Raw genomic sequence first — 12,522 nt, forward strand, 5'->3', positions numbered from 1 at the left:
GGCTTGATTGGTTTTTGGAATCACTAAAAAATTAAGAAGATATCGGCAAGCACTGCGCACTTGACGTGATGGTCTTGCCATCACTTAAGCGATAGGCTAGCAAATGATTACCCCAAACACAGCCACCATCTAGTGCACGAGCATAAGGCAGATCAACTTCACCTTTGAGCGCGGCCCAATGCCCAAATAACACCTTACGAGTGCGCGGCACTTGCCATTCAAACCAAGGTAAAAAATCCTCTGGCATGCGCTCATCTAGCCCTGATGTAAAGCTAAATTCAAGCAGCCCATCCTGCTGACATAAGCGCATGCGAGTAAAATAATTGGCAATCGCTCGCATTTTCGTAAATCCATGAATGTCTGCATGCCAATTATCTGCCGTCTTGCTATAGAGATTTGGCAACAATCTATCAAGCTGTTTTAAATGACTTCGCAACTGCGACTCTAACTGATGTGCATACTTTTCGGCGTCTTCAATACTCCAATGCGGCGGAATACCAGCATGCACCAGCACCGTATGCTTATCAGGATAAACCAATAATGGCTGATGACGTAGCCACTCTAGCAACTCATCACAATCATCAGCTGCAAAAATCGGTGCTGTCTTATCTTTTTTCTTAATTTTCGTCGCCCCACGCCATACGGCTAGCAAATTGATATCATGATTGCCAAGTACAGTCGCGGCTGCCCCTTGCTCACACAAATCTTTGACATGACGCAAGGTATTTAAAGAGTCCTCGCCACGTGCCACTAAGTCGCCTGCAAACCATAATTTATCTTGTTCTGGATCAAAATCCAATGTTTTAAGTAGCTGAAGATACGCAGCATAGCAGCCTTGCAAATCACCGATAACATACTGATGACGATAACTCATAAGCTCTCAATCTTTCTTGTGAATATTGTAGATACTACTTAGCAATGAATGATATCTACGGTATGAATAGCACTGATAAATCAGCCTTCTACTTTACGCGCTTGATTGCTCAAATTGACAAAATCTTTCACGCTTAAGGTTTCAGGACGGGCTTGTGGATCAATGGCGCAAGCTGCAAAATCGTCTTCGCTCAACGTTGGCAATAACGTTGATTTTTTGAATATAGCGCGCAACGTTTTACGGCGATGATTAAAGGTTTCGCGCACTACCAATGCAAAATACTCTTCATCTTCTGCCACGACTGGCTTAATAATGTGCGGCGTCAGACGAAATACGGCACTGGTCACTTTTGGCGGCGGATTAAAAGCACCACGTGGTACGGTGAGCAAATAATCCGTATGGCAGTGGTACTGCATAATGACCGATAGGCGACCATAGGTTTTGCTACCGACGTCAGCGGTGATACGTTCAACCACTTCTTTTTGCAGCATAAAGTGCATGTCTTCAATCACATCGGCATAGCTGAGTAAGTGAAAGAGTATGGGCGTTGAGATGTTATACGGTAGATTACCCACCACGCGTAATTTGCCGCGCTCATCGCTATAAAGCTCCCGATAATCCACATGCATGGCATTGTTTTTGATAATCTCAAAATTTGGATGACTATTAGCCCCGATACGGATACGCAAGCTATCTGCCAAATCACGATCCAACTCGACTACAGTCATCGCATCTACTTCTGCCAATAACGGCTCAGTCAGTGCGCCCATCCCTGGCCCAATCTCAATCAAATTGTCATCACGCTCTAAGCGAATGCTCTCAACAATCTCACGGATAACACTACGGTCATGTAAGAAGTTTTGACCAAAGCGTTTACGCGGTTGGTGTTTGGCAGCACGTAGGCTGTTGGTAATAGATTGAGCATCAAATGTAGTTTTTGACATAGAATAGTCTTAATGAGTAAGAGGTAAAAGTGAGCAATGACGATAAAATGAGTGTTTTATTGGGATGAATTATATCACAGCTTATTATTTGACTGTGTTTTTGAGATATTTGATCCGTAAACTACCCATACCTTGGCGCAACCGACACAGTAGCTTTTTTGTTCTAAACCATTTGCTATAATATTGGTTATATATACGGTACCCTAGTGAGGACTTGAACACTAGGCTGTAGGCTACTAGTATCAATGTTTTAACTCGCTGAAATACTCACAGGGTACTTCATGATGTACTTACCATACATATTCTATTAGTGATCGGTGCGCTATACAGGCATCGAATGTATTTCAACAACGCGTCTTATGATAAAGAGAGTATAGAGTTATTTGTAATTAGTAAAAAACATAGCCCCTCAAGAAAGGCTTTTTTTGCTAGTAGACTAAGTTTTTTAGCAAATGGTATGATTAACGAATAAACCACAGTTAGTGACGCGACTCTATGATCTTTTCTAAGTCTAAAATGACAACTACCCTTCTTTTTCTTTTATCTTCACCATTTTTGTTGATGGGTTGCCAACAAATTCAAAGTGCAACTAATCAACAAGCTTTACAGACGCAATTGAAGGTTAAGAAAGAAAGTGATGTTGCAAAGCTACAAAGACTGGCAGAACAAGGCGATGTAAAATCGCAGTTTAATCTTGCCGAGAGATATAGAGAAGGTATAGAAATAAATATAGATTGTGACAAAGCAACCTATTGGTACAATAAAGCAGCTAATGAAGGAGATATAGCGGCTCAGTCCAACTTAGGCGTCATGTACAGTCTAGGTTACTGTGTATCTCAAGACTATAATAAAGCAGTATATTGGTACACGAAAGCAGCTGATCAAGGAGACGTAGCGGCTCAGTTCACTCTAGGTGACTTATACCACAAAGGTTATGGTGTGCCGCAAGATTATAATAAAGCAATTTATTGGTACACAAAAGCAGCTAGTCAAGACTATCCATTTGCTCAATATGCTATAGCCACTATGTACGAAAAAGGTCAGGGCGTACGTCAAGATTATGCTATTGCTAAAGAATGGTATGACAAAGCATGTGATATTGGATTTCAATCATCAGGTTGCGATGAATATAAGACTAATTATAGTAAATAATTTTGAATAGAGAAGAGTTGACTTAGATTAATTTTCCTGAGGTATACCCCAATGGAACCAGCTATTTCACCCTCTAAACCTATTAACAGACCACTTAAAACAGACTGGTATAATGGAACCACTTATATTAAGGCGTGTTTGATGATTCATAAATAGGTATTACTGACGGTAACGTTATCCAATACTGAGTGACAAATCTCGCCAAAGTATCGACTTATACAAGAAGTCTATCAATAAGCGATTTATCGGCCATCTCATTTGCCATGATGAGTGCTTGGTATAGGCTGGTGGCACTAGCACCGCCACGTCCTGCCAAATCAAGCGCAGTACCGTGATCGACAGAAGTACGAATATAAGGCAGTCCCAAAGTCAAATTGACTGTATCACCAAAGCCATGTGACTTGAGTACAGGCAACCCTTGGTCGTGATACATGGCAATCACTGCATCGCAGTTGGCTAAATGTCTCGGCGTGAATAAAGTATCCGCTGGCATCGCCTCTGATATATCTATCCCAATATTGATAAATTCTTGTAGCACTGGATTGATAATCTCAATCTCCTCAATGCCCAAATGCCCGCCCTCGCCCGCATGCGGATTTAGACCGCAAACTAAGATACGCGGCTGCGTCAAGCCAAATTTCTTACACATATCATCGATAACAATTTGCACTGTTTGGCGTACGTTATCGGCAGTGATGGCTGCAGGCACGTCTTTTAATGCCAAGTGCGTTGTAACAAGTGCCACCTTCATGGCTTCATTAGCAAGCATCATGACGACTTTATCACAGCCACTTTGCTGCATAAAAAATTCCGTATGCCCACTAAACATCGTGCCATCTAACAGTTTAATACCAGCATCTATCAATGCAGATTTTTGTAGTGGTCCGGTGACGATAGCGGCGACTGTTTTGTTGGCTGCCAGTTTATGCGCTATTTCCAACTGCGTTACCACCATTGCGGAGTTATTGATATCAATTTTCCCACAAGCGACGGGCGCAGCACAGGGAATATTTAATAAGATAAAAGCATTATCATTATTAATAGCGCCACTGTTAATACTCTGCTGTGACATTTGATTTAAAAAATCATCGTCTTCTATAATTGCCTCATTTGCATTGATCGTTTTCCAAGGTGGGCAGCTTTTTAGTATGCCTGCAGCAATGAGCTCATCGGCACGTTTTTGCATTGCCGTGCTATCTGCTGTGACCCAAACTGGACGATCAAAATCCTGTAACTTACCCTCAGCCGCTAGCAGCAGTACGATATCCATACCAATACCCGCAGGTTCACCAGTCGTGATTAATAATGGCAATTTTTCTTGCATAGCACTAACATCCTATTATTATATTAAGAAGCTGATTCTATTGTATTTTTTATGATAAATGAGCGTATTTTAAGCTGTGTTATATGCCATGAACTTCATTTCATAGAAGCAGGCATTTTTATAGATAATTACTTATCTGGGCTGAAAAAATCACATAATGTGTTAAACTTTCGCTTTTGATTGTAGCATTTACTGGCACGCGTGAGATGACGTTTTGGTACTTCTCTCATCGAAATGCATTGCGCTTGCTTTGCTGTATCATTACTAAAATAAATACTTACAACAATACCCATCTATACCGACTTTTGAAATATTAGGCACTCATGGCAGATACTGAAAAAACCGACGACTTACTCAATCAAACACCACCGCACAATATCGATATTGAAAAGGCGCTGCTGGCGTCTTTGATGAGTATCGAAGAGGCATACGATAAGATTGCAGATATCGTTACCAAAGACGATTTTTATGCTGGGCGACATCAGTATATTTTTGATGCTATTGCGCATTTAGCTGCAGTCAATGAGCCTTATGACACGGTTATGGTACATGATTGGTTAGAGGCACAAAAGCTGCTAAAAAGCGCAGGCGGCGACAGCTATTTGGCGGATATCTTGAGCCAAAGTCCAGCAACTTTGTTTAACCTGACGGCTTACGCCCAGCGTGTACGCGAGCTATCTACACTACGTCAGCTGATTACTACCGGCAATGATATGTTGACCCTAGCCTATAATCCCAAAGACCAAACCGTCAGCGATATTTTGGATAACGTAGAAGCGAAGATATTTAGCATCAATGAGCAGCATAATAAACGTGCAGAGCAGCGTGGACCTGTCGGTATTACTGCCGTATTGACCAATGTCATTGATAAAATCCAAGAGCTCAAATCAAATCCAGATGGCATGATTGGACTACAAACCCCATTTGTTGAGCTCAATAATAAAACCCAAGGCTTGCAAGCAGGCGATTTAGTCATTGTGGCTGCGCGTCCATCAATGGGTAAAACCACCTTTGCGATGAACTTAGCAGAAGGGATTTTATTTAATGAAGATTTGCCTGTAGTGGTATTTTCGATGGAAATGCCCGCAGAATCTATCGTGATGCGTTTGCTATCATCTTGGGGCGCAATCAACCAAACACATCTGCGTTCTGGGCAAATGAATGAAGATGAATGGGCAAAAATGATGAACGCCATTCAGCATTTGCAGTCAAAGCATCTATATATTGATGACAGTACTGCCCTGCCACCCTCTGAGCTGCGTTCACGCTGCCGCCGTATTGCCAAAAATCATGATGGCAAACTTGGCGCTATCATTGTCGATTATCTACAATTAATGAAAGTACCCGGTCTAGATGGCAACCGTGTTGGGGAAATCTCTGAGATTTCTCGAAGTTTAAAAGCCCTAGCACGTGAGCTTGAATGTCCAGTTATCGCCTTGTCGCAGCTTAACCGTAGTCTAGAAAATCGTCCTAACAAACGTCCTATTATGTCGGATCTGCGTGAATCTGGTGCGATTGAGCAGGATGCCGACTTGATTATGTTCATCTATCGTGATGAGGTTTATAATGAAAACTCAGACCACAAAGGTGTGGCTGAAATCATTATTGGTAAGCAGCGTAACGGCCCTATCGGCACCATACGTTTGGGTTTTGAAGGACAATTTACCCGCTTTATCAATTTGACGCCAGAATACTATCAAAATGTCAGTTTTGAGAACGACGAATAATAAAACTGACAGATAATTACTCATCAAAATTGCTCATAAAAATGGCCAGTGACTCATCAACTCAATTGATGAATTACTGGCTTTATAAATTTATTCCTTCATAACTTTGCTAAATAAGAAGCTTATTATGCGCACAATTACGATCAAGCCTGCCGCCATTACTCATAATCTTAATCAAGTAAAAGCGTTAGCACCAAAATCTAACGTCCTTGCGATGGTAAAAGCCAATGCCTATGGACATGGCGTCGCCGCCGTCCTACCAGCGTTACAGCAAGCAGATGGTATCGGGGTCGCTACTTTAAGAGAAGCGTTAGAAGCACGGCAATTGGGCTGGGATAAAACCATTGGTCTTATTGAAGGGGCCTTTACTGTTGATGAGTGGCAACAAGCCATTGAGCATGATATCAGTTGCGTGATTCATCATGCGCCGCAATTGGACTGGGCATTAGAGCAAATACCACCTGTTGATAGCGCCACTAGAATGGTTTGGATAAAGTACAACACGGGTATGAATCGTTTAGGTTTTAATAACCAAACGCTTAGTTCAGCCGCAAAATCTCTGCATGATGCTGGCTATCAGCTGATTTTGACCACCCATTTTGCCAATGCCGACAATCAAGATCACCCATTAAATGCCATACAAATCCAGCGTTTTAATGACATGCTAAGTACTTTACGACAAACAGTCAGTACTAATATTAAAGGATCGTTGTGCAACTCTGCTGGTATCGTTAATTTCCCAGAGCATCATCATGATTGGGTACGTCCAGGCATTATGTTATATGGCAGTGCGCCTGTTATCGACCAAAGCGCGTATACGCTAAATTTGCAGCCAGCTATGGAATTTAGCGCACAAATTATTGCCTTGCAGACCGTACAAGCTGGCGACGCCATCGGTTATGGCAGCCGCTGGATAGCCCAGCAAGATGTTAAAACAGCTCTCGTTAGTATTGGTTATGGTGATGGATATCCCCGCGTTGTCAATGGGGATGCTTATGTTTCAGTCATTGACGCCGTAAATCAGCAACGCTACTCATGTGCAGTGATTGGGCGTGTCGCAATGGATATGATTGTCATCGATGTGAGCGCTGTACCAGAGAGTAGCGCTTTAAATAGCAAGGTCATACTATGGGGTGATGCGCCGCATGTTGATGAAGTTGCCACCCATGCTGATACGATTGGCTATGAGCTATTGTGTCGTCTAAGCGTACGCCCAAATCGTATACAGATGTAATCGCCATGTCAGATAATGTCTCATCGAATGCAGCTTTGCATGACTGATAAATCATGGCAAATTGGATATTTACATTGAGAGTAATTGCGCTATACTAAAAGTTTGTTGTCATTCCAGTATACGCATTGACGCGATATCATTGCCGGCTGATAACGTATCATTTTCATTGACTTTGTTCGACTGCTAGGATTGCTATGAGTTTGCGCCATTTTTTGACCTTATCTGATTTAACCAAACAAGAACTAGAAAATCTTATCAAACGCGCCAGCGAATTGCGTCATATGCAACATGCAGGCGAGATATACCAGCCCTTTGTTGGTCGTACGCTCGGTATGATATTTGAGAAATCATCCACCCGCACGCGTATCTCGTTTGAAACCGGCATGGGACAGTTTGGTGGTAGCGCTATCTTCTTATCGCCAAATGATACCCAACTTGGACGCGGTGAGCCAATTGAGGATTCCGCGCGCGTTATCTCTAGCATGGTCGATATCATTATGATTCGCACCTTTGGTCATGAAAAAGTCGAAACCTTTGCAAAATACTCAAGCGTACCAATCATTAATGCCTTAACGGATGAATTTCATCCATGCCAGCTATTAGCTGATATGCAAACTTACTACGAGCATCGCGGTAGTATCGAAAATAAAATCGTCACTTGGGTCGGTGATGGCAACAATATGTGTGCATCCTACATGCAAGCTGCCAATCAGTTTGGCTTTGAGCTACGAGTAGCCGCGCCTTATGGCTTTGAGCCTGACCCTGAGCTGATGAAACGCTTCTCACATTGCGTGAGTATCGTTGAAAACGTACAAGAAGCGGCAAAAGACTCTCACTTAATTGTCACTGATGTGTGGGCAAGCATGGGTCAAGAGTCTGAACAAAACACGCGTGCGCGTCGTTTTTCCTCTTATCAAGTGACACCATCACTGCTAGATAAAGCCGATTCTGAAGTAGTCTTTATGCACTGTTTGCCAGCGCATCGTGGTGAGGAGATCTCTCATGATATGTTAGATGACCCACGCTCAGTGGTATGGGATGAGGCTGAAAACCGTTTACATGCGCAAAAAGCCTTGATGGAGTTTTTGCTAAAAGACAAAATCAAAATATAGGTACCATTTTTCAAAAGCTATTTATACAGTCATAAATATCAAAAAGGCAGAGCACATAACTTGTGCTCTGCCTTTTTTAATATGTGATAACCAAGTTAGTGTCTAATAGACAAGCGCTTATTGATTATCGAGTCAGCACTTCAACCCCATTACTGCTGGCTTTTAACAACACATCGGCTTGATTGGCAGCAAAGATACCATTACAGACCACACCGACGATATTATTAAGCTGCTGTTCAAGTGCTATTGGATTACTGACATCTAAATCATAAGTATCCAAAATCACATTGCCATAATCGGTGACAAAGTCTTCACGATAAACAGGCTCACCGCCCATTTTGGCCAACTCGCGCGCCACATATGAGCGGGCTTGTGGCAATACCTCTATCGGCACTGGGAATTCGCGCCCTAGTATCTCGACACTTTTACTGGCGTCAACCATACAAACAAATTTGTTCGATGCCGCGGCAACGATTTTTTCACGCGTGAGCGCACCACCGCCACCTTTAATCAGTTGCAAATGCGCGTTTACTTCATCAGCACCATCAATATATACATCGAGCTGACCGGCAAAATTTAAGTCAACAATTTCGATACCAAGTGCACGCAATCTATCTTCTGTCACCTGTGAACTTGCAACTGCGCCAGCGAGCTTTACTGTTGGTAATAACTCAATCAGACAGTTCACTGTACTTCCTGTCCCTACGCCAAGTATCATATCATCTTCGATATAGCGTAAGGCGGCGCGGGCGGCGGCTTGCTTTTGTGCTTGCTGATCACTCATCATAAGTCCTTGGCAAAATAAACGTATCGCTTTAAAAAAAGTAAAGGGTAAAAGAGGTAAAATGCGCCGCTATTATAACCGATGAATTTGATGGATGTCAGCGTAATAGCACCTCTAATAATAAGATATGACGTTAATTTTTACGACTAAGACAAATAGGGCAACCAAAATACTAAAGCTAATAAGGTGACTAATAACACTGGCGGGGTGATAATCAAACCAATTTTCATATACTGCCCCCAGCTGATTTTATAATCTTTTTCTGCCAATACATGCAGCCATAGTAAAGTCGCAAGACTGCCCATAGGCGTAAATTTGGGTCCTAAATCATTGCCAATAACATTGGCATAAATCATCAGCTCACGAGTGGCGGTCGGTACTTGGGCGCTATCAATCGCTAGTGCGCCTATCAAGGTAGAGGGCATGTTATTCATAATAGATGCCACGATAGCGGAGAGGAATCCTGTGCCCAAGGTTGCTATTAGGGTTCCTTGTTGCCCTAACCAATTCAAGATTTGAGCGCCGTAGGCAGTCAATCCTGCATTGCCCAAACCGTAAACAACCAAGTACATACCGATAGAAAATAAAACAATCTGCCAAGGTGCTTTACGGACAATTTCAGGCACGGACATCACCGCCCCACGACCGCCTTGCCAAAATCGCCCTGCAATCGCCATGAGCAGTAATGCAGCTGCGCCAGTAACGAGCGAGATAGGAATACCAAGCGACTCTGTCGCAAAATAAGCGACAAGCAACAAAGCCAGTAGCGGAAAGGCAGCTTTAAAAACCAAGGTGTCTTCGATCGCTGACTCAGGTGCACTAAGGTCCGCCATCGAGTAGTGTGTTGGAATGTGGCATGCATAAAATATCCATAGCACCACTAGCGTCGCTAGTACAGAGACAATATTGACCGGTACCATAACCGCAGCATAACGTCCAAAACCAATATCAAAGTAGTTAGCACTAACGATATTAACGAGGTTAGATGTGACCAATGGCAAACTTGCAGTATCAGCAATAAAACCAGTCGCTATGATAAATGCCAATGCAGATGGCGGCGAAAAATTTAACCGTAATAAAATCGCAATCACAATCGGGGTCAGTAATAATACCGCCCCATCATTGGCAAAAAACGCAGAAATAAAAGCGCCTAATATCACAATCATAGGGAACAATAGACGCCCTTGTCCATTACCCAATCTCGCTACATGCAATGCTGCCCAAGCAAAAAACCCAGCCTTATCTAAGATAAGAGAGATGATAATCAGGGCGACAAAGGTAAAGGTAGCATCCCAAACGATGTCCCACACGACACCGACATCAGATAATTGCACCACACCAAAAGCTAGGGCGACCAACGCCCCGCCCATCGCACTCCAACCAATGCCCAAACCTTTAGGTTGCCATATTACTAGCCCTAAAGTAACGATAAAAATAATCAATGCGAGCATGAGCAACCTTAATTAAGCAGACTTACTTAAGAAAACTTAGTGACATTTATTCAAGTAGGCTTCATGAAGCCTACTTGATTTAGCCTATTTTATTGAATAAGTATCCAATCGATATTAGGTCAATTTAGAATTAAAAATTAAATCGATTTTTGATTAACGCGTTTTGATACTTCTTCAGCACTTTCAACCCGTTCAGAATAGCGATCAGTCAGATAGGCTGAGCGGCCACGAGTAAGCCACGTGAACTTCACTAACTCCTCACAAACATCAACAAGGCGCAGATATAAAGGCGATTTATCCATGCGATTATCATCGTTAAATTCCAAAAAGGCTTTTGGAATAGACGACTGATTTGGGATAGTAATCATGCGCATCCAGCGCCCAAGAATACGCAGCTGATTGACCGTATTAAAGCTTTGACTACCTCCGCTGACTTGCATTATCGCTAAAGTCTTGCCTTGGGTTGGTCGGACGCCACCCAATGACAGCGGGATCCAATCTATTTGCGCTTTCATGATACTGGTCATACTTCCGTGACGTTCGGGACTGACCCACAGCATACCCTCTGACCACTGCGCAAGCTCACGCAGCTCTTGCACTTTAGGATGGTCTGCATCAACAGCATCCGGTAATGGCAAGCCAGATGGATCAAACATCTTCACCTCACAACCATACCAGCGCAATAGACGACTCGCCTCCTCGGCTGCTAGCTTTGAAAAGGAACGCGTGCGCAATGAGCCGTATAACACCAGTATTTTTGGCGCATGGCGTGGGTCATTTGCGCCTATTAAAGACTCAATATCGATAGGATGAATAAGACTTGAATCAACATTAGGCAAATTATCTAAATCGACCACATTCAAATCTGCTGTATTATTTGCCATGATAAATCACTTCCCCATCTTCCTTAGTGAAGCTACTCACGGGGTTCTCCAGTAACTCAAACACTCGCTCCGATGGTCGGCACAATGCTGCGCCCTTATCTGTGACTACGATAGGCCGATTGATTAAGATAGGATGGTCAATCATGGCATCGATAATCTCATCATCAGATAGCGCAGGGTTGTCTAGACCCAGCTCATCATTAATCGATTCTTTACTGCGTAACAGCTCTCGTGGTGAGAGAGCCATTTTTGCCAACAGCTCAACCAAATACTCGCGACTCGGCGGTGTTTTAAGGTATTCAATCACCTCTGGATTATCCCCTGACGCTTGCATAATGGCTAAGGTATTACGAGAAGTACCGCATTTTGGGTTGTGAAAAATCAAAGATGTCATCGTAATCTCACCTATTTTTTATGAATATAGAATTGGGATGTTTTTGATTGATAGCAGTTTAACAATGGGGGTGGTTTTCAACATCATCCAGCTCATTAATGCCACCGCGACTATCGGTTGAACAACCATTTAAATTATTAACAAGAGCCGCACACAGCTCTGGATGTCCAGAGCAGCAATCTTGTAATAAAAACTCAATGACGGTCTGCATATGTGATAAAGAAGCACGATAGATAATCTGGCGACTTTGGCGCTCTGATATCACCCATCCTGCTCGTGCCAGCACCGAAAGATGTGTGGACATCGTATTATGTGGTACAGACAGTTGGCGCGCAATTTCACCCGCAGGTAATCCTAAAGGCTCGTGACTGACTAGCAGTCGAAATGCCTTTAAACGAGTTTCTTGTGAGAGGGCGGCAAAACTTATGATAACTTGAGTCATTTCCATATGTCCAATAATACAGACATATGGAAATGACTCAAGTTGTTTTTGGATAAATAAGCAAAAAAAAGCAGTACTTGCTCTAATTTATCTTTGTTTGATGAGCATCAACGACCAAACCGCCGCAAAAACTGTAATTGTGTCTTGCAACATGTTTAAAATCAGCATAGGCTAATCTATTTGATTTTTATCATTCTCTG

The 12,522-nt window shown here is 42.7% G+C and carries 12 protein-coding genes; 4 read left to right on the forward strand and 8 right to left on the reverse strand.

From position 1 onward, the window contains the following. Positions 1–31 precede the first annotated feature (31 nt). The gene (locus PCRYO_RS07425) at positions 32–874 is read right to left on the reverse strand and encodes a symmetrical bis(5'-nucleosyl)-tetraphosphatase (RefSeq protein ID WP_011513786.1); all 843 of its coding nucleotides are present in this window, start codon (positions 872–874) and stop codon (positions 32–34) included. Positions 875–954: 80 nt separating this feature from the next. Next, positions 955–1,818 carry a 16S rRNA (adenine(1518)-N(6)/adenine(1519)-N(6))-dimethyltransferase RsmA gene (gene rsmA, locus PCRYO_RS07430; RefSeq protein ID WP_011513787.1) on the reverse strand — a complete coding sequence of 288 codons (864 nt, stop codon included), beginning with the start codon at positions 1,816–1,818 and terminating at the stop codon, positions 955–957. 516 nt (positions 1,819–2,334) lie between these two features. Here rsmA and PCRYO_RS07435 point away from each other — a divergent pair. Then, on the forward strand, positions 2,335–2,970 hold the full coding sequence (locus tag PCRYO_RS07435) for a tetratricopeptide repeat protein (RefSeq protein WP_192941322.1): 636 nt from the start codon (positions 2,335–2,337) through the stop codon (positions 2,968–2,970). Positions 2,971–3,184: 214 nt separating this feature from the next. Here the strand turns inward: PCRYO_RS07435 and pdxA are convergent, their stop codons facing one another. Beyond that, entirely contained in the window at positions 3,185–4,294 is a 1,110-nt protein-coding gene (pdxA, locus tag PCRYO_RS07440) for a 4-hydroxythreonine-4-phosphate dehydrogenase PdxA (protein WP_011513789.1), read from the reverse strand. Between the two features lie 323 nt (positions 4,295–4,617). On the opposite strand from pdxA, the gene dnaB reads away from it, so the two are divergent. From dnaB to argF, 3 genes are all read left to right on the forward strand, one after another. Beyond that, positions 4,618–6,021: a replicative DNA helicase gene (dnaB, locus tag PCRYO_RS07445; RefSeq protein WP_011513790.1), complete on the forward strand. Its 1,404-nt coding sequence runs from the start codon at positions 4,618–4,620 to the stop codon at positions 6,019–6,021. Positions 6,022–6,148: 127 nt separating this feature from the next. Beyond that, a complete protein-coding gene (alr, locus tag PCRYO_RS07450; protein WP_011513791.1) occupies positions 6,149–7,255 on the forward strand; it encodes an alanine racemase in 1,107 nt (368 codons plus the stop codon). Positions 7,256–7,449: 194 nt separating this feature from the next. Beyond that, positions 7,450–8,367, forward strand: coding sequence for an ornithine carbamoyltransferase (gene argF / locus PCRYO_RS07455; RefSeq protein ID WP_011513792.1), 918 nt, complete (start codon positions 7,450–7,452; stop codon positions 8,365–8,367). Positions 8,368–8,491: 124 nt separating this feature from the next. Here the strand turns inward: argF and rpiA are convergent, their stop codons facing one another. From rpiA to PCRYO_RS07480, 5 genes are all read right to left on the reverse strand, one after another. After that, complete coding sequence (gene rpiA / locus PCRYO_RS07460; protein ID WP_011513793.1) at positions 8,492–9,151, reverse strand: ribose-5-phosphate isomerase RpiA; 660 nt, start codon at positions 9,149–9,151, stop codon at positions 8,492–8,494. Positions 9,152–9,297: 146 nt separating this feature from the next. After that, positions 9,298–10,602, reverse strand: a complete 1,305-nt coding sequence (locus PCRYO_RS07465) for an arsenic transporter (RefSeq protein ID WP_011513794.1) — start codon at positions 10,600–10,602, stop codon at positions 9,298–9,300. 137 nt (positions 10,603–10,739) lie between these two features. Further along, on the reverse strand, positions 10,740–11,486 hold the full coding sequence (gene arsH / locus PCRYO_RS07470; protein ID WP_011513795.1) for an arsenical resistance protein ArsH: 747 nt from the start codon (positions 11,484–11,486) through the stop codon (positions 10,740–10,742). After that, positions 11,476–11,880, reverse strand: a complete 405-nt coding sequence (gene arsC / locus PCRYO_RS07475; RefSeq protein WP_011513796.1) for an arsenate reductase (glutaredoxin) — start codon at positions 11,878–11,880, stop codon at positions 11,476–11,478. The genes arsH and arsC overlap by 11 nt, the downstream gene beginning before the upstream one ends. 58 nt (positions 11,881–11,938) lie before the next feature. Continuing rightward, complete coding sequence (locus PCRYO_RS07480; protein WP_226939349.1) at positions 11,939–12,322, reverse strand: ArsR/SmtB family transcription factor; 384 nt, start codon at positions 12,320–12,322, stop codon at positions 11,939–11,941. Between the last annotated feature and the right edge of the window lie 200 nt (positions 12,323–12,522).

Source organism: Psychrobacter cryohalolentis K5, from assembly GCF_000013905.1.
Taxonomy (GTDB): domain Bacteria; phylum Pseudomonadota; class Gammaproteobacteria; order Pseudomonadales; family Moraxellaceae; genus Psychrobacter; species Psychrobacter cryohalolentis.

Coding starts and splice junctions, on each gene's coding strand:
- PCRYO_RS07425 (WP_011513786.1), bottom strand. CDS start 874: ATGAGTTATCGTCATCAGTATGTTATCGGTGATTTGCAAGGCTGCTAT.
- rsmA (WP_011513787.1), bottom strand. CDS start 1,818: ATGTCAAAAACTACATTTGATGCTCAATCTATTACCAACAGCCTACGT.
- PCRYO_RS07435 (WP_192941322.1), top strand. CDS start 2,335: ATGACAACTACCCTTCTTTTTCTTTTATCTTCACCATTTTTGTTGATG.
- pdxA (WP_011513789.1), bottom strand. CDS start 4,294: ATGCAAGAAAAATTGCCATTATTAATCACGACTGGTGAACCTGCGGGT.
- dnaB (WP_011513790.1), top strand. CDS start 4,618: ATGGCAGATACTGAAAAAACCGACGACTTACTCAATCAAACACCACCG.
- alr (WP_011513791.1), top strand. CDS start 6,149: ATGCGCACAATTACGATCAAGCCTGCCGCCATTACTCATAATCTTAAT.
- argF (WP_011513792.1), top strand. CDS start 7,450: ATGAGTTTGCGCCATTTTTTGACCTTATCTGATTTAACCAAACAAGAA.
- rpiA (WP_011513793.1), bottom strand. CDS start 9,151: ATGAGTGATCAGCAAGCACAAAAGCAAGCCGCCGCCCGCGCCGCCTTA.
- PCRYO_RS07465 (WP_011513794.1), bottom strand. CDS start 10,602: ATGCTCGCATTGATTATTTTTATCGTTACTTTAGGGCTAGTAATATGG.
- arsH (WP_011513795.1), bottom strand. CDS start 11,486: ATGGCAAATAATACAGCAGATTTGAATGTGGTCGATTTAGATAATTTG.
- arsC (WP_011513796.1), bottom strand. CDS start 11,880: ATGACATCTTTGATTTTTCACAACCCAAAATGCGGTACTTCTCGTAAT.
- PCRYO_RS07480 (WP_226939349.1), bottom strand. CDS start 12,322: ATGACTCAAGTTATCATAAGTTTTGCCGCCCTCTCACAAGAAACTCGT.